Genomic DNA, 16779 nt, shown 5'->3' with positions numbered 1-16779 from the left:
ATAGCATGGAGAAAAGATTTTCAAACTATTTTACTTTATGGTTTATTGCCTTTGTTTTGATGGTTTCTAATATATGGGGTATTTCTATATTTAGTCTTGACGAAGCAAAAAATGCTTCCTGTGCAAGGGAGATGTTAGAGAGGGGAGACTTGATAGTTCCTACATTTAACTACGAACTTCGTACAGATAAACCACCCCTTCACTACTACTTTATGATGATAGCCTACAAACTCTTTGGAGTAAATGAGTTTTCTGCAAGATTTTTTTCTTCTTTGTTTGGAAGTTTTACTGTTTTAGTTACATTTTTGTTTGCTAAAAGGGTTTTTGACGAGAAAATAGCTTTACTTAGCTACTTAGTCCTTTTATCTTCTCTACACTTTGTGTTCCAGTTTCATATGGCCGTTCCAGATCCATTTTTGATCTTTTTTATAACGTCAGCCGTCTTTAGTTTCTATATATTCTATAAAGAAGGTAAAAAAATATTCTTATGGCTTTTTTATATTTGTTTGGGTTTTGGTATACTTTCAAAAGGTTTAGTTGCTATTGTCTTACCAACTTTTACAGTTTTGGTTTTCTTGGCTTTAAGAAGGGAGCTAGGATTTTTAAAAAGTATGAGTATTTCAAAAGGATTGCTTATAACAATTTTAATATCTCTTCCTTGGTATATAGCAGTAGGTATAAAGACAGACTGGATTTGGGTTAAAGAGTTTTTGCTAAAACACAACATATCAAGATTTTCAGATTCTATGGAAGGACATGGAGGTATATTTTTAATAACTTTTCTGTTTGTTATCATTGGAATGCTTCCTTTTAGTATTTTTTTACCACAAACTGTAAAGGAGGTTTTAAAGAATAAAACAAATCCAGCTGTCTTGTTTTTATCTTTGTTTGTGTTTATTTATACACTATTTTTTAGTATATCTAAAACGAAGCTCCCTAACTACACAGTTGTTGTTTACCCATCTTTGGCAGTTTTGATAGGTATTACCCTGACCAAGTTGAAAATTTATAAGTATTTTTACAGTTTACTTTTTTATTTTATCTTGACTTTGATTATTCCTATAGCTCTTTACTTTATCTTAAAAAACGATGAAAATCTTTATTTAGTAGCTCAGCACTCATTTTTCTTCTTTATTTTAACAGTTGGAGCTTTCTTGTCGCTAATTTTTTATAAAAATATCAAAAAAGTTATCATTTCTCTATCACTATCTTCTATTTTGATGACTTTAGTCTTCTTTTTTATCTTAATGCCAAGAATAGATAAAGAGTCTTCAGTAAAGGTAATCTTACCATACATAGATAAAGACTTACCTATTGGCTACTACAAAAGGTACAACCCTGCTTTCTCTTTCTACCTCAAAAAGAGGATAGTTAAGTTAGAAAGTCCACAAGAGGTAGAAGAGTTTATAAAACAAGGGAAAGTTAACATACTTACAAGAGAGGAGTTTTTAGAAGAGTTAAGAGATGTAAAAGGTTTAAAAGTTGTAGTTAAAAAGAAAGACCTTTTTGAAAATCCCACCTCTGTTTTACTTAAAAATTTTTGATTCTAAAACTCTTCTAAGGAGTGTATCAAAATTGCCTTTTTCCTCATTTCTATTATAATAGATTAACAAAAAAACTTTGGAGAGTGTGTTGAAGGTAAGGATTGGTACAAGAAAAAGTCAACTTGCACTTTGGCAAGCAAACTACATAGCTAACTTAATTAATCAAATTCACGGTGTAGAAGTAGAGCTTGTAAAAATTACTACATCAGGAGACAAAATATTAGACGTCCCCCTTGCAAAGATAGGAGGTAAAGGTCTCTTTGTAAAAGAGATAGAAGATGCAATGTTAAAAGGTGAGATAGATATAGCCGTTCACTCTCTTAAAGATGTTCCTACACAGCTCCCTGAAGGACTTGATATAATTGCAATAACAGAAAGAGAAGACCCAAGAGATGCTTTCTTATCTACTAAATATAAATCTTTAAAAGACCTACCAGCCGGTGCAGTAGTTGGGACAAGTAGTTTAAGAAGAAAGTCTCAAATTATGAAAATGAGAGATGATTTAATAATAAATGATTTAAGAGGAAACGTTGACACAAGGATAAGAAAACTTGAAGAAGGTCAGTACGATGCTATAATCCTTGCCTATGCTGGCTTAAAAAGGTTAGGACTTGATAGTAAAGCTTCCTACATCTTTTCTCCCCAAGAGATGATTCCTGCCGTTTGTCAAGGATTTTTAGGTATTGAGGCAAGGGTTGACGATGAAAGAATAAAGAAAATTTTAGAGCCGATAAACAACCAAGAAAGTTTTATAAGGGCAACTGCAGAAAGGAGCTTCTTAAAAACACTAGAGGGAGGATGTCAGGTTCCACTGGGAGCTTACTGTGAGATTAAAGATGACTTTATTCATATAACAGGCTTTATAGCAGATTTAGAAGGAAAAACATTTATAAAAGAGAGTTTATCAGAGAAGTTAACTAACATAAATCAAGCAAAAGAGTTAGGGCAAAGGCTTGCAAACATACTACTTAAAAGAGGTGGTAAAGATATACTAACTAAAATTTACAACTTATGATAAAATAGATACTAAAGAAAATCATGTGGGATGTCGAAAAGTGGAAATTAGCAAGATTATAAAGTTAGAGAGAGAACAAAGAAATTTAAGTATAAATCAACTATCAGAACAAGTAGAGATACCATCTTACATAATAGAAAAGTTAGAAAATGATGAAAATTACGCAACTCAAGACCCATATGGAAAATTATACGCAAGAAAAGTGCTAAAATTCTTTGGTGTTGATGTACCTTATGAAGAAAAACAGGAAGTAGTAGAAGAAACCCCAAAAATAACTACTAAGATTTTAAATCCTTTAGTTAGTGTATTACCTCACACTTTAACAATTTTAGTGTTAGCTTTATTTATCTATGCAAACGCAAACTTCTTTTCAAATAAAATGGAAGTACAAGTAAACAATATTCCAGAAAAGTATGTAAATACAGTTAACACAACCAAAGACCAAACCCAAGACCAAAAAGTTATAGACAGTATTACACTTGTATCAGAAGGTGATGTTTGGATTACTATCTCTGTTGATGGAGAAAAAAGTATTATAAACCTTAAAGAAGGAGAAAGTAAAACTATAAAATTTAACAATAAAATAGCCTTTGAGACTATAGGAAACGCTGATAAATTAAAGATTATATACGATGGAAAAGAAGTTAAAATAACAGGAAGAGAGATTATACACAATGTTTTTGTTGACTCAGACGGTATTTTCTACAACGGATACAACGTCTTGAGAGGTGTTCCTAAGATTTGATTCCCCCAAAAGAAGCTATAGAAAAAGCAATATTACAAGTATCAGACAAAGTAAAGGAGAGAATTCAGCAGTTTAAAAACCTAAAACAAAAAGGTATTACAACTTTTGATTTTAAACCTTTTTTAGATGTACAGCCTTACCAAGCTGACATATTCTCAGAAGCATGTTTTTGTATACTAACAGCAAACTTTAAAGCAGCTACAGGAATAAAAATTCAAGCAGAAGTTGGAATTGAAGGATTTAAAAACTATCCCCTCGAAAAACTCTACCAAATAATACAATCCCATGGACACAGATTCGCAATGCAAAGGGCAGAAAGAATAGTAGCTTTAAGAGACCTAAAAGAATTTTTAGAAAACATTGTAAAAGAAAAAGATGGAAAAAAAGCAAGGGAAAAGCTTGTAGAAAAAGTAAATGGCTACGGCTACAAAGAAGCTTCTCACTTTTTAAGAAACGTAGGCTTTGACGATGTAGCCATTATAGACAGACATATATCAAGATTTTTATTTGAATCAGGATTAGTTAAACCAAGAAAAACCATAACGAAAAAAGTATACTTAGAGTGCGAGGAAGCATTGGAAAAAATCTGTCAAGATTTAAACTTAACTCAATCAGAATTAGACTTGTACATTTTTTATATTAAAACAGGTAAAGTTTTAAAATGATGGATCTGCTTGAAAAACTTGCAAAAGAAAACTCTATAGAACTTTCTAAAGACAAAATTGAGAAGTTTGAGATTTACTTATACATGCTTTTAAAATGGAATAAAGCTTATAATCTTACTTCAATAAGAAAAAAAGAAGAGATAATAGTTAAACACTTTTTAGACAGCCTTACTTTAGTTAAACTTTTTGAAGCAAAAGGTATAGATTTGTCAGGGAAAAAAGTAGCAGACTTTGGAACTGGAGCTGGCTTTCCTGGAGTGCCACTGAAGATATACTATCAAGATAAAATAGACCTTTACCTAATTGAATCTATTACAAAAAAGTGTATCTTTTTAGAAATGTTATCTAAAGAGTTAAAGTTAAAATACACTGTTTTGTGTAAGAGAGCTGAAGATATCCAAGAAAAGTTTGATATAGTAGTTAGTAGAGCAACAGGTAAAACTTTTGAAGTTTTAAAAATCGGTAAAAATTTACTTAAAGAAGGCGGAATTATAGTTATAATGAAAGGTAAAGAGGTAGAAGAAGAGCTACGACCCTTTACAACTTCTATGTCTTTCAAAGGGCTTCCAGAAAGAAAATTTATCTTGATCCAGAAAGATGGAAAGGCTCAATAAATATATAGCAAAATCAGGAATATGTTCAAGAAGAAAAGCAGATGAGCTTATTCTTGAAGGAAAAGTAAAAGTAAACGGTAAAACTGTAAAAAATTTAGGCCTAAAAATAGACCCTAAAAAAGATGTTGTAGAAGTTGAAGGAAAGATAGTAAAACCTACTGAGAAAAAGATATATTTAGCCATTTACAAGCCTGTAGGATATTTATCAGCTGTAGGTAAAGACAGATTTGGAAGAAAAACATTAACAGACTTTTTAAACGAGCTTAAAATCCCTTACAAACTCTTTCCTGTTGGAAGACTTGACTACAACAGTGAAGGACTACTAATTCTTACCAACGACGGTGAGTTTGCAAATAAAGTAGCCCACCCAAGAAATGAGATTAAAAAAGTTTATAAAGTAAAAGTTGCAGGAGAAGTTTCCCAAGAAACCTTAAAAAAGATGGAAGAAGGAACAATTTTAGAAGATGGCTTTTTTAAACCTGATAAAATAAAGATGCTTAAAAGAGAAGAAGATGGAACTTGGCTTTTAGTAGAGATACATAGTGGAAAAAAAAGAATAATAAGAAGGTTTATGGATAGCTTTGGTCATAGAGTAAAAAGGTTAATTAGAGTTAAAATAGGAAGTATAGATATCGGAAATCTTAAACCTTTTGATTACAGATACTTGTCTGAAAAGGAGATAAGGAGCATCTTAGATGAAAAAAGAGATAGTTTTAAGCAACGGTAAATTTTTTATAAACATAGATAAAGATTTAGCTATAAGAGATTTCTACTTTCCTTACGTTGGAATGTATAACCATCTAAACTCTCAAGCAAACAGTATAGGAGTATGGACAGGTGGAAAGTTTCGATGGATTGATGACTCTTGGCAAAAATCGTTTGATTACTATGAAAACTCTTTAGTAGCTAAACTACAGGCAATATCAGAAGAGCTACAAATTAAATTAGATTTTACAACAGCTATTCATAAATATAGTGATATACTTATCCATAAAGTAAAAGTTACTAATTTATCTATGGAAAAACAAGATTTTAAAGTATTCTTTTATCACTGTTTTAGGTTAAATGAGTCTGAGATTGGTAATACAGCTTACTACGACCCAAAGTTAAAAGGACTTATCCACTACAAAGGAGCTACTTACATATATATTTCGTCAGAAGGTTTAGAGTACGAGTATACAGTATCAAAAAAGAACCATGAGACAGGTGCGTGGAAAGAGATAGAATCTGGAAAACTATTAAAAACAAAAATAATGCAAGGTGAGATAGACAGTGCATGGGGAGTAAAAGGAGAGTTATTACCATTAGAGTCTAAAGAGTTTTTCTACTACATTTTGGTAGGAAAAAGGTACGAAGATATAGTAAACCTAAAAAGGAAGGTAGAAAGGGAAGGACTACAACATTTACTTGAAGAGACTGACGAATACTGGAAAGGATGGATCAAAACAAAAGATAGGCTTCTTCCATCTTTGTCTAAAGATTTAAAAAATCAGTACTACAGAAGCCTTTTAATAATAAGATCACACTTTGATAACGAAGGAGCTGTCGTTGCTGCAAACGACACATCAATATACAAATTTAATAAAGATCACTACAGTTATCTTTGGCCAAGGGATGGAGCTTTTATCTGTATGACATTAGATAATGCAGGCTATACAAATCTAACTCAGAAGTTTTATAAGTTTTGTAAAAAACACATAACAGAAGAAGGTTATTTACTTCACAAGTACTCTCCTGACGGAACTGCAGGGTCTTCGTGGCATCCTTGGTGTGATGAGGACGAAAACTATCAGCTTCCTATTCAAGAAGATGAAACAGCTTTAGTTATATTTGCTCTATACAACCATTACATAAACAGTAAAGATATTGAGTTTATAGATATGATGTACAACGGTTTTGTTAGAAAAGCTGCTAACTTTATGGTTAATTACACAGACCCAAACACTAATCTACCCCTTGAAAGCTATGATTTGTGGGAAGAAAGAAGAGGAGTTTTTACATATACAGCTTCTACGGTTTACGCAGGTTTATTATCTGCATCTAAACTTGCATATTTAGTTGGGAATAAAGAGGAAGGACTGATATACGAAGAAAAAGCAGAAAAAATTAGGGAAGGTATTTTAAAGTACCTTTACGATGAAGAGTCAGGCAGATTTTTGAGGGGTATATACCAAGATAAAAATGGAAACATTATAAAGGATAAAACTTTAGAAAGTAGTTTACTTTTAATACACGAGTTTGGGGTAGTAGACCCAGAAGATTATAGAATGATAAACACGGTAAAAGCGATAGAAGAAGGACTTTGGATAAAAGAAGGGATAGGGGGTCTTGCAAGGTATGAAAATGACTACTACCATAGAGTTAGTGATAACGTTCCTGGAAACCCTTGGATAATCACAACACTTTGGCTTGCAAACTGGTACACAGAAGTCGGTCTGTTTGATAAAACATTTTCACTTTTAAACTGGGTTTTAAAAAGAAAAACTCAAGCTGGACTTTTAGCAGAGCAGTACAACCCCTTTACTGGAGAGCCTTTGTCTGTATGCCCACTTACTTGGTCCCACTCTTCTTTTTGCTACAGTGTTCAAAAGTTAAACAAAAAACTTATACAACAGAAAATTCCTGAATACGTAGAGTAGAGAATTTCTTTCCTATCTGACCAACCAGATGAGCTCCGTAAACAGCAACAAGAAGATCTCCCTTCTCTATTTTCTCCATGTTATCCTTTACAAAGTAACAAATCTCTTCTAACCTATACCCTTGGTTCCCTTCAATATCAGTATCACTGTAGAACTCTACAATCTCTTTGAATGTGCCTTTATTTCCTATATAAAGGTTTTGAGATTTCATAGATGGGTTAAACTCAGTTTTAAGTTGTAGTTCAAGCTTATCTCCTACTTTTACTTCCTCTTTTATTAAAAATACTGGTTTCGTTATATACCTTGGATCTTTTAAAACAGGTTCGTTTAAATTTGTTGTAAGATAAACTTCTACATTGTTTTTATTTAAGACCAAACTATTTTCCTTAACATCTAAAACAGAAGTTCTTAAAATTCCGTTTATGCTTACAGAGTAAGGTAAAACTTTGTGAGGTATATATTCATTATTTAGTTTTACAGAGGAAGAGATTAACCTCCAACCTATAAAATTAAACTCTTCTTCAAAACAGTTTAAACCTAAATTTTCTGCATAAAGTCTTATCTGTTTTATAAATAAAAGCTCTTCTCTACTTCCTGCCAGTCTTCCTTTACCAAAAGACACAAGTTCAGGGTAAAAATCTAAATTTTTTCGTTGGTTGAAAAGTCCGTATATACAACCACAGTAGTTTTGATGATAAAGTTGAGACTCTTTAGAAAGCTTATTCATTATCTGAGTTCCACCGTTTTTTCTAAAATCAACGGCTAAAAACTCCAGACCATACTTTTGGGCTACCTTTTCTCCTACTTCTTTTAAAACATCAAAATCTTTTTTAGGACTCATCATCAAAACAGTTGTGATTTTATTACAACCTAAATCTTTTGCAACCTGTGCAGATTTTTCAAGTCTCAAATCGTGGCATATGGTACACCTTTCTCCTCTTTCCGGCTCATTTTCATAACCTTTTACAGCTTCCATCCATTTGTCTAATTCATAATCTCCTTTTATACATTCTATACCAAGCTGATCACAAACCCTTTTAGTCTCAATCCATCTAAGTTCAAACTCTTCCTGAGGATGAATGTTAGGGTCATAAAAGTATCCTATAAGCTTACTGTTTGGATAATCCTCTTTAAGCTTTCTTAAAGCATAAATACTATCAACACCACAACATATATGCACAAGAATTTTTTCCATTCTTCTCACCTTTTAAAATTGTTACTTAATTATATTTTAGAACATTTCCATTAAATATTTCTATGATAAAATGGTTAATAAAACAATTTAGAATTTAAGGAGGCATGACGTGAAAAAGTTTATACTTTCTATTTTATCTTTAAGTATCGTTTCTATTGCTGGTGAACATGCAATCTTACAAAAAAATGCAGAAGTGCACCACTGGAGTTATGAAGGAGAAAACGGACCAGAAAACTGGGCAAAATTAAACCCAGAGTACTTTTGGTGTAATTTGAAAAATCAATCACCTGTAGATATTTCAGATAACTATAAAGTTCATGCAAAATTAGAAAAGCTTCATATAAATTACAATAAGGCAGTTAACCCAGAGATAGTAAATAATGGTCATACTATTCAAGTAAACGTTTTAGAAGATTTTAAACTAAATATCAAAGGTAAGGAGTACCACTTAAAACAGTTTCACTTCCATGCTCCAAGTGAACACACTGTAAATGGTAAATATTATCCATTAGAGATGCATTTAGTTCATAAAGACAAGGATGGAAATATAGCTGTTATAGGAGTCTTCTTCAAAGAAGGGAAAGCCAATCCAGAGTTAGATAAAGTATTTAAAAATGCTTTAAAAGAAGAAGGCAGTAAAGTTTTTGATGGAAGTATAAATATAAATGCTTTACTTCCACCTGTAAAAAATTACTATACATACTCAGGATCTTTAACAACTCCTCCCTGTACAGAAGGAGTCTTATGGATCGTTTTAAAACAACCTATTACCGCTTCAAAACAACAAATAGAGTTATTCAAATCTATTATGAAACATAATAATAACAGACCTACCCAACCTATAAACAGTAGGTACATATTAGAAAGTAATTAAGCATTGAGAGGATTTTTGTTAAAGCTCTCTCTATTCTTTACAAGATACCTGCCGAGCCTTCTTGCCATCTCTTCGTCTTTACCCGGCTCTCTTCCGGCTCTGGTTAGGTATCCACCTGCCATTAAACAGTTAGCCACTTCAAAGGCAATATCGTGATACTCTTTAAGGTTTGCTTCCCTTCCTCCACACAATCTTATTTCTGCATTTGGATTAAAAAGTCTAAACAAGGCAACAATCTTTAAACACTTTAAAGGAGTAAGATTATGGGCATTACCAAGAGGTGTTCCTGGAATAGGCATTAAAAAGTTAAGAGGTATAGAGTCAACATTTAAATCTCTATAAGTCATTGCTAAATCTACAATATCCTCATCAGATTCTCCCATTCCAAATATTCCACCACTACAAGTTGAAAGTCCTACTTTTTGTACTTTTTTAATCGTTTCATACCTTTCTTTCCAAGTATGAGTAGTTACAATATTTTTAAAGAAGTTTTCTGATGCTTCAAGATTATGGTTTATTCTATCAACACCAGCCTCTTTTAAAAGTCGTAAGTCTTCTTCATCTACAGTACCTAAAGAACAACATACTTTTACAGGATAGGTTTTATTTATCTCCTTAACAGCTTCTGCTATCTTTTGTACTTCTTCTTTTGATGCTCTTCTACCACTTACAACTATACAGTATCTATTCGCATTTATCATCACAGCTTTTTCTGCTCCTTCAAGCATTTGATCTTTACTTACAAGAGAGTAAGCGTTGATAGGAGTCTTAAAATGAGCAGACTGGGCACAAAAAGAACAATCTTCAGTACAAGCTCCATTTTTTGCATTTATAAGACTACAAAACTCCATCTGATTTTTAAACACAGCTTCTCTAACCTTAGCAGCTTCTTCTACTAAATCCATGACGTACTGATCGTCTATAGATAGTATCTTTAAACCATCTTCCTTTGATAACTTCTCGCCGTTTAAAACTCTTTCAGCAAGGCTTTTTATAAATTCCATATCTTTTCCTCCTTTGTTAACTATAAATTTTAAAATAGTTTACCATTTTAAAAGAAGATTTACAACATTAAAAAATTCCTGTATAATATTTCAAAGATGGTAAACAAATTAACAAATGGAGGAAAAAGTTGGAACTTCAAACTCATGTAGTTATGGCAGTTATTGTTGTAATAGCGGTGCCAATACTTTTTTCGATTTTAGCTAAAAAACCTTCGTTGATTCCAACACCAGTTCAAAACATTTTTGAAATTTACATACAGTTTATAGATAACTTAATAAAAGAAAATATGGGAGAAAAAGGTACGAAATACTTTACTTTAATAGCTGCAATTGGTTTGTTTGTATTTTTTGGAAACCTTCTTGGTATGATTCCCGGATTTGAGTCTCCAACTGCTAACTTAAACACAACTATGGCATTGGCTTTAATGGTATTTTTCATATACAACTTTGAAGGAATAAGGGAACAAGGTTTATCTTACTTTAAACACTTTTTAGGTCCTGTTCCTGCAATGGCTCCTGTATTTGTTATAATAGAACTACTTAGCCATTTAAGTAGACCAGTTACCCTTGCTTTACGTTTATTTGCAAATATGACAGGTGGAGAGCTTGTTAGCGTTGTTTTAATAATGCTTGTTCCATTCTTAGTTCCTATGCCTGTAATATTAATACACCTTATAGCAGTCTTTTTACAAACTTACGTTTTTGTAGTTTTAACAACTGTTTATATTGCTGGAGCAATAACTCACGCTGAACATTAATGGAGGGAATATGGTAGAGATTAAAAAGATAATGGTTAACATACAGTTTGATGGAGCATCTTTAAGGGCTTTAGAATTGGCAAAAGATTTAGCTGAAAAGTACAACAGTCAACTTGTGGTGTTCCACGAAATAGTTGATGTTTATATGATGAAAAAGGTAGCTGCAAGTTTTGGAATGCCAGTTCCTCCTGATACAGAAGAAAAAAGTAAAAAAAGCGCTTTAGAAAAAATAGAGGATTTATTGTTAGATTTTAATGGAAATAGAAAAGTTATAGTCGATATATCAGGAAGAGTGAAAGATACTTTACCTAAGTTTGTAAACGAAGAAAAACCAGATTTAGTTGTTATAACTGATGAGTACGAGTACATAAGCAAGAAGGTAAATGTAAACACGTTAATTGTAAAATAAATCACTTATAGGAGGTTGTATAAATAATGGTTAAGTTTTCAAGAGTCTTAATGCTGATGGTACTTGCAGGAACAGTTTCAGCGGCTTTTGCAGCTGAAGGAGACCCTATGGCAAGAGCTGTATTCTATGGTGCATTGGCTATCGGTGCAGGTGTAGCTATTGGTGCCGCTGCTGGTGGAGGTGCTGCAGGTCTTGGTAACGCGATAAGAGGTGTTCTTGAAGGAATGGCAAGAAACCCAAACATGGGTCCAAAACTTTTAACAACTATGTTCATTGGTATGGCATTAATTGAAACGTTTGTTCTCTATGCACTATTAATTGCTATCATCTTCATCTTTACAGGAATATTTGACTCTAAAGCAGGATTCTAATATAATATCTTACTTATCTAACAAGGCAGCTACAAGCTGCCTTTATTTTATTTTAAGGAGGTTGTCAACATGGCAAATATGAAAGCAAAGTCTCATCTTTCTAACAAAAAGAGAAAGAGAGTGTCAGGATTTTTAGCAAGGATGAGAACTAAGTCTGGAAGAAAGATAATAGCAAGAAGAAGGGCTAAAGGAAGAAAACGTTTAGCTGCTTAATGGAAACCTTAAAAAAAAAGATATTCAAGAAGTATTTGAAACTGGAAACAAAATTAACAGTCGATACTTTTATCTAGTATTTAAAAAAAATCAAATTGGTTATCCAAGATTTGCTTTTATTGCATCTAAAAAGATTTTTAAAAAATCAACTCAAAGAAATAGAGTTAAAAGGCTTCTAAGGGAAGTCGTAAGACTTCTCTTACCTAAACTAAATGTTTTAAGTTGTGATATTATACTAGTTGGAAAATCAGAGATACTTAATTTAAAATCGTTTCAGTTGAAAGAGAACTTTATAAGTATTTTGGAAAAATTGGAAAGGGAATGTTAAGTAAGCTTTTGATAAATTTAATAAAACTTTACCAAAAGTATGTATCTCCTTTAAAAAAACCTTCCTGTAGGTTCTACCCTACTTGCTCTAACTATGCCATACTTGCAATAGAAAAGTATGGTTTTTTAAAGGGTAGTTTAAAGGCTGTATGGAGAGTTTTAAGATGTAATCCTTTTTCAAAAGGTGGAGTTGATTATCCCTAAGGTGAGGTGAGAAAATGCAACAAGAAGATATGCAAAAACGAATGTTAATATTTTTTGCAGTTGTATCTTTTTTATTTATAAGTTTTACTGTTATAAGTCAGTTTTTCTTTCCAGAAAACAAAAAAGAAAGTCCACAGTCAAGCCAAAAACAAGAGATTAACAATCAAAATATTCCAATACAAACGTCAGGTAATTTTGACTTAATCCTAACAAACGAGAGAGTCAACTTAGATACTTCCAAAAATATTAAAGTAAAAACAAAGTTTGGTTATATAGAGTTTACTCCCTTTGGTGGAAGAATAACTTCTGTTTATGTTGAAAAGTATAACCACGATATGATAAGTGATTTTTCAAAGAAAAATAAAATATTTATAGGAGAGTTGATAACTTCCAATCCAAACCTAACAAGGATACTTAACTTCTCAGAGTACACAGTATCACAAAACAATAAAGAAATTACATTTAAATTAGAAAAAGAAAATGTAAGTATAGAAAAAACCTATACTATACAAGACGATGGTGTTATAAGTATAGCCGTTAAAACCAAAGGTATAGAAAACACCTCTGTAGCTTTACTATCTGGGGTTTCTCTAAACTCTGAGGGTTCGTTTGGACATGAAGGAGCAATAATAAAAACTGATAAAGATTTAATTAGAATAGATAAAGAATTAAAACAACCTCAAATTATTAGAGATAACATCCTATGGGCTGGGGAAGAAAATAAATACTTTTTACAGATATTTGCTCCCAAAAATGGAACAAACACTGTTAACGTAATCCCAGTAGCTAAAGATACTACTGCAGTCTTAGTTAATGTAAGCCCTGACTTTGAAGGTTTTATTTACAGTGGTGCTAAACTGTACTCAATTTTAGGCCAAATAACAGATTACTACAAAGACCTTTGGAAAGTGGATTTAGATTTAAGAAGTAGTATAGACTTTGGATTTTTTGGTATACTTGGAAAACCTCTATTTTTACTCCTACACTTCTTCTACACTTACATTCCTAACTGGGGTGTAGCTATAATCATTCTTACAGTCTTAATTAGAATTCTATTCTTCCCTCTAAACCATAAGTCTCTAAAAGCAATGAGAAAAATGGCAGACTTAGCTCCAGAAATAGAAAAGTTAAAGAAAAAGTATGCAAAAGACCCTCAAAAATTGCAGGAAGAGATAATGAAGCTCTATGCAGAAGCTGGAGCAAACCCAATGAGTGGTTGTTTACCTATTTTAGTTCAAATTCCTGTTTTTATAGCTCTATACAACGTCCTAATGGTTACGGTAGAACTAAAAAATGCACCTTTTATACTATGGATAAAAGACCTATCTGATAAAGACCCATACTACATACTACCTATTTTAATGGGATTATCTATGATAGCTCAACAGTGGATAACACCTTCTTCAGATAAAAACCAAAAGATGATTATGTATATAATGGCAGGCGTGTTTACTTTCATGTTTATGAATTTTCCTGCAGGACTTGTTTTATACTGGCTTACGAATAATATATTAGGATTATTACAAAGCTTTATAGTAAATAAAACTATGAAAAAATGAAGAAAGACACTATTGTAGCAAATGCAACTCCACTTATCCCATCAGCTGTAGGAATAGTTCGGATAAGTGGAGAAGATGCTCTAAAAATAGGAAAACAAATTTTCACACTTCCACAGGAAATACAAGAGAGAAAAGCGTACTTTGGAAAAATTTTAGACTTAGATGGATCTGTTTTGGATGAAGGATTATTTATTTACTTTAAAGCTCCTAAAAGCTTTACAGGAGAAGATGTTGTAGAAATTTATCCCCATGGAAGTGTACCAGTTATAAAAAAAATTATAGAAAATGTTATAACTTTAGGAGGAAGGTTAGCAAACCCTGGAGAGTTTACATACCGTGCTTTTTTAAATGGAAAGATAGACCTTACTCAAGCAGAAGCTATAGCAGACCTTATATCGGCCAAAACAGAAAAAGCATCAAAAGCAGCTGTAAGATTACTTGAAGGTAAACTCTCAGAAAAGATAAACTCTTTAAGGGAAACTTTGCTAAATTTAATATCTTTAATAGAGGCAGAGATAAATTTTCCTGAGGATGTAGAAGAGATAGATTCTCAACTAATCGTAGAAAATTTATTAAAAGTTAAAAAGTCTATAGATAAACTAGTTGGATCTTACAAAAAGGGTAGTTTAATAAAAGAAGGTATAAAATTAGCAATAGTTGGAAGGCCAAACGTTGGAAAATCTTCCCTTTTTAATGCAATGGTTGGCTATGAAAGGTCCATAGTATCTAGCTATCAAGGGACTACAAGAGATTTTATAGAAGAAACCTTAAAGATAAAAGATATTCCTATAATTTTACTTGATACAGCTGGTATAAGAGAAACAGCAGAGTATGTAGAAAAATTAGGTATAGAAAGGTCTAAACAAAAAATAGAAGAAGCAGATATTATTCTTTTTGTTATAGATGGGTCACAAGGTTTTACAGACGAAGATAAAAAAATATACGATGAAATTAAAAACAAAATACATATTATTGTAATAAACAAAGCAGATTTAATAACAAAACCACTTGATATTTTTGAAAAATCTGATAATATAATTTATACTAGTAGTGTAACATTCCAAGGAATAAAAGATTTAGAAGAAAAAATCATAGAAATCTTAGGAATTACAGAAACAGAAGATGAAATTATTATTAATCTCAGACATTACACACTTTTAAAACAAGCAATAGAAAAAATAGAAAAAGTTGTAGAGAACATAGATTTTTTAATAGAAAACAAAGAAATACTTATGTTGGATTTACAAGAAGTACTTAACTATTTAGAAGAAATAGTAGGTCATATAACTACTGAAGATGTTTTAGGCAATATTTTCAGTAAATTCTGCATAGGTAAATAAAACTAACCCAAGGAGGCGTTATGGACTTATCTACATTAACTCCGGAAAAGTTAAAGGATATGACTTTAGCAGAGCTTAGAAAAATTGGAGAAGAGTTAGAGTTAGAAAGAGTGACAGGACTGAAGAAAGAAGAACTTATACAAAAAATCATAGAAAAGAAAGAAGAAAAAGAAGGTTTAATGAAAATAAACGGTGTATTAGAGGTTCTTCCTGAAGGGTTTGGTTTTATAAGATTTTTAGAAAATAATTACGCTCCAAGTCCTTCTGACGTATATGTATCTCCTTATCAAATAAAGAAAACTGGTTTAAAAACAGGAGATACAATAATAGGTGTAGCAAGAAACCCAAAAGAAGGGGAAAAGTACAGAGCATTAGTCAGGATAGATAAAGTCGGTGGTCTTCATCCAGATGATCTAAAGAAAAGGGTATCTTTTGATAAACTTGTACCTTACCATCCTACTGAAAGGTTTAACCTTGAGTATGATCCTTCTGACCTTTCAACAAGAGTCGTAAGTTTAGTTGCACCGATAGGTAAAGGTCAGAGAGGTTTAATAGTTGCACCTCCTAAAGCGGGTAAAACTGTTTTAATTCAAAGACTTGCAAAAGCCATAATAAAAAACCATCCAGAAGTAGTGCTAATAATACTTCTTATAGATGAAAGACCAGAAGAAGTTACAGAAATGAGAAGAATTGTAGGATCTGGAGCTGAGGTAGTTGCATCTACATTTGACGAACCACCGGAAAGACACATCCAAATATCTGAACTTGTAATTGAAAAAGCAAAAAGGTTAGTTGAAGAAGGAAGAGACGTAGTAATACTTCTTGACTCTATGACAAGACTGGCAAGGGCTTCTAACTCAGTTACACCACCATCTGGAAGAGTTTTATCTGGTGGTATTGAGGCTACTGCATTACAGAGACCTAAAAAGTTTTTCGGAGCTGCAAGAAACATAGAAGGTGGTGGAAGTCTTACAATACTGGCAACAGCTTTAGTTGAAACAGGTTCAAGAATGGACGATGTTATATTTGAAGAATTCAAAGGTACAGGTAATATGGAACTTTACCTTGATAGAAGACTTATGGAGAAAAGAATCTTCCCTGCAATAAATATTGCAAAATCTGGAACAAGGAAAGAAGAGCTACTTGTTCAAGACTGGGAATTACAAAGACTTTGGATACTTAGAAAATTTTTATCTACTATGGACGAAGTAGAGGCTATGGAATTTTTATTAAGCAAACTTGGTAAGTTTAAAACAAACGAAGAGTTTTTAAAATCTATGAACGCATAAAATTTGGTATAATA

At 32.1% G+C, this 16779-nt stretch carries 19 protein-coding genes; 17 read left to right on the top strand and 2 right to left on the bottom strand.

The genetic code is table 11. The annotated features are described in order from the left end of the window. Positions 1-5 precede the first annotated feature (5 nt). The 7 genes from SULAZ_RS02670 to SULAZ_RS02640 all read left to right on the top strand — a co-directional run bounded on the left by SULAZ_RS02670 (position 6) and on the right by SULAZ_RS02640 (position 7222). Positions 6-1544, top strand: coding sequence for an ArnT family glycosyltransferase (locus tag SULAZ_RS02670; RefSeq protein WP_012674323.1), 1539 nt, complete (start codon positions 6-8; stop codon positions 1542-1544). 88 nt (positions 1545-1632) lie between these two features. Further along, positions 1633-2559: a hydroxymethylbilane synthase gene (gene hemC, locus SULAZ_RS02665; protein ID WP_012675001.1), complete on the top strand. Its 927-nt coding sequence runs from the start codon at positions 1633-1635 to the stop codon at positions 2557-2559. A gap of 40 nt (positions 2560-2599) precedes the next feature. After that, on the top strand, positions 2600-3304 hold the full coding sequence (locus SULAZ_RS02660) for a helix-turn-helix domain-containing protein (protein WP_012674246.1): 705 nt from the start codon (positions 2600-2602) through the stop codon (positions 3302-3304). Beyond that, on the top strand, positions 3301-3969 hold the full coding sequence (locus SULAZ_RS02655) for an N-glycosylase/DNA lyase (protein ID WP_012674767.1): 669 nt from the start codon (positions 3301-3303) through the stop codon (positions 3967-3969). The genes SULAZ_RS02660 and SULAZ_RS02655 overlap by 4 nt, the downstream gene beginning before the upstream one ends. After that, positions 3966-4583 (top strand): 16S rRNA (guanine(527)-N(7))-methyltransferase RsmG, encoded by a 618-nt coding sequence (gene rsmG, locus SULAZ_RS02650; protein WP_012673717.1) that lies wholly within the window; start codon positions 3966-3968, stop codon positions 4581-4583. The genes SULAZ_RS02655 and rsmG overlap by 4 nt, the downstream gene beginning before the upstream one ends. Beyond that, entirely contained in the window at positions 4567-5310 is a 744-nt protein-coding gene (locus SULAZ_RS02645) for a pseudouridine synthase (RefSeq protein ID WP_012674297.1), read from the top strand. The genes rsmG and SULAZ_RS02645 overlap by 17 nt, the downstream gene beginning before the upstream one ends. Next, the gene (locus SULAZ_RS02640; RefSeq protein ID WP_012674825.1) at positions 5279-7222 is read left to right on the top strand and encodes a glycoside hydrolase family 15 protein; all 1944 of its coding nucleotides are present in this window, start codon (positions 5279-5281) and stop codon (positions 7220-7222) included. The genes SULAZ_RS02645 and SULAZ_RS02640 overlap by 32 nt, the downstream gene beginning before the upstream one ends. Here SULAZ_RS02640 and SULAZ_RS02635 read toward each other — a convergent pair. Next, entirely contained in the window at positions 7188-8417 is a 1230-nt protein-coding gene (locus tag SULAZ_RS02635; protein WP_012673908.1) for an epoxyqueuosine reductase QueH, read from the bottom strand. The genes SULAZ_RS02640 and SULAZ_RS02635 overlap by 35 nt on opposite strands. Positions 8418-8526: 109 nt before the next feature. Between SULAZ_RS02635 and SULAZ_RS02630 the strand changes: the two genes are divergently transcribed. Continuing rightward, positions 8527-9291: a carbonic anhydrase gene (locus tag SULAZ_RS02630; RefSeq protein WP_012674680.1), complete on the top strand. Its 765-nt coding sequence runs from the start codon at positions 8527-8529 to the stop codon at positions 9289-9291. On the opposite strand, the gene bioB is transcribed toward SULAZ_RS02630, so the two are convergent. Next, complete coding sequence (bioB, locus tag SULAZ_RS02625) at positions 9288-10295, bottom strand: biotin synthase BioB (protein WP_012673692.1); 1008 nt, start codon at positions 10293-10295, stop codon at positions 9288-9290. The genes SULAZ_RS02630 and bioB overlap by 4 nt on opposite strands. A gap of 128 nt (positions 10296-10423) precedes the next feature. Here bioB and atpB point away from each other — a divergent pair, with 128 nt between their 5' ends. The 9 genes from atpB (at position 10424) to rho (ending at position 16765) form a co-directional block, all read left to right on the top strand. Beyond that, the gene (gene atpB / locus SULAZ_RS02620) at positions 10424-11053 is read left to right on the top strand and encodes a F0F1 ATP synthase subunit A (protein WP_012673505.1); all 630 of its coding nucleotides are present in this window, start codon (positions 10424-10426) and stop codon (positions 11051-11053) included. Between the two features lie 10 nt (positions 11054-11063). After that, positions 11064-11462 carry a universal stress protein gene (locus SULAZ_RS02615; protein ID WP_012674545.1) on the top strand — a complete coding sequence of 133 codons (399 nt, stop codon included), beginning with the start codon at positions 11064-11066 and terminating at the stop codon, positions 11460-11462. 26 nt (positions 11463-11488) lie between these two features. Next, positions 11489-11833, top strand: coding sequence for an ATP synthase F0 subunit C (atpE, locus tag SULAZ_RS02610; RefSeq protein ID WP_012674451.1), 345 nt, complete (start codon positions 11489-11491; stop codon positions 11831-11833). Between the two features lie 69 nt (positions 11834-11902). Further along, positions 11903-12046, top strand: coding sequence for a 50S ribosomal protein L34 (gene rpmH / locus SULAZ_RS02605; protein WP_012673723.1), 144 nt, complete (start codon positions 11903-11905; stop codon positions 12044-12046). Beyond that, positions 12039-12374, top strand: coding sequence for a ribonuclease P protein component (gene rnpA, locus SULAZ_RS09305; RefSeq protein ID WP_083758905.1), 336 nt, complete (start codon positions 12039-12041; stop codon positions 12372-12374). The genes rpmH and rnpA overlap by 8 nt, the downstream gene beginning before the upstream one ends. Then, positions 12368-12577: a membrane protein insertion efficiency factor YidD gene (gene yidD / locus SULAZ_RS02600; RefSeq protein WP_012674379.1), complete on the top strand. Its 210-nt coding sequence runs from the start codon at positions 12368-12370 to the stop codon at positions 12575-12577. Before rnpA ends, yidD begins: the two co-directional genes overlap by 7 nt. Positions 12578-12591: 14 nt before the next feature. Beyond that, positions 12592-14136 (top strand): membrane protein insertase YidC, encoded by a 1545-nt coding sequence (gene yidC / locus SULAZ_RS02595; protein ID WP_012673842.1) that lies wholly within the window; start codon positions 12592-12594, stop codon positions 14134-14136. Then, entirely contained in the window at positions 14133-15476 is a 1344-nt protein-coding gene (mnmE, locus tag SULAZ_RS02590; RefSeq protein WP_012675012.1) for a tRNA uridine-5-carboxymethylaminomethyl(34) synthesis GTPase MnmE, read from the top strand. Before yidC ends, mnmE begins: the two co-directional genes overlap by 4 nt. A 20-nt stretch (positions 15477-15496) precedes the next feature. After that, entirely contained in the window at positions 15497-16765 is a 1269-nt protein-coding gene (gene rho, locus SULAZ_RS02585; RefSeq protein WP_012673513.1) for a transcription termination factor Rho, read from the top strand. Positions 16766-16779 lie beyond the last annotated feature (14 nt).

The organism is Sulfurihydrogenibium azorense Az-Fu1 (genome assembly GCF_000021545.1).
GTDB classification, from domain to species: domain Bacteria; phylum Aquificota; class Aquificia; order Aquificales; family Hydrogenothermaceae; genus Sulfurihydrogenibium; species Sulfurihydrogenibium azorense.
This window is presented reverse-complemented; position numbering and strand designations above follow the sequence as displayed.

Coding starts and splice junctions, on each gene's coding strand:
- SULAZ_RS02670 (WP_012674323.1), top strand. CDS start 6: ATGGAGAAAAGATTTTCAAACTATTTTACTTTATGGTTTATTGCCTTT.
- rsmG (WP_012673717.1), top strand. CDS start 3,966: ATGATGGATCTGCTTGAAAAACTTGCAAAAGAAAACTCTATAGAACTT.
- SULAZ_RS02645 (WP_012674297.1), top strand. CDS start 4,567: ATGGAAAGGCTCAATAAATATATAGCAAAATCAGGAATATGTTCAAGA.
- SULAZ_RS02640 (WP_012674825.1), top strand. CDS start 5,279: ATGAAAAAAGAGATAGTTTTAAGCAACGGTAAATTTTTTATAAACATA.
- SULAZ_RS02635 (WP_012673908.1), bottom strand. CDS start 8,417: ATGGAAAAAATTCTTGTGCATATATGTTGTGGTGTTGATAGTATTTAT.
- bioB (WP_012673692.1), bottom strand. CDS start 10,295: ATGGAATTTATAAAAAGCCTTGCTGAAAGAGTTTTAAACGGCGAGAAG.
- SULAZ_RS02615 (WP_012674545.1), top strand. CDS start 11,064: ATGGTAGAGATTAAAAAGATAATGGTTAACATACAGTTTGATGGAGCA.
- atpE (WP_012674451.1), top strand. CDS start 11,489: ATGGTTAAGTTTTCAAGAGTCTTAATGCTGATGGTACTTGCAGGAACA.
- rpmH (WP_012673723.1), top strand. CDS start 11,903: ATGGCAAATATGAAAGCAAAGTCTCATCTTTCTAACAAAAAGAGAAAG.
- yidD (WP_012674379.1), top strand. CDS start 12,368: ATGTTAAGTAAGCTTTTGATAAATTTAATAAAACTTTACCAAAAGTAT.
- yidC (WP_012673842.1), top strand. CDS start 12,592: ATGCAACAAGAAGATATGCAAAAACGAATGTTAATATTTTTTGCAGTT.
- mnmE (WP_012675012.1), top strand. CDS start 14,133: ATGAAGAAAGACACTATTGTAGCAAATGCAACTCCACTTATCCCATCA.
- rho (WP_012673513.1), top strand. CDS start 15,497: ATGGACTTATCTACATTAACTCCGGAAAAGTTAAAGGATATGACTTTA.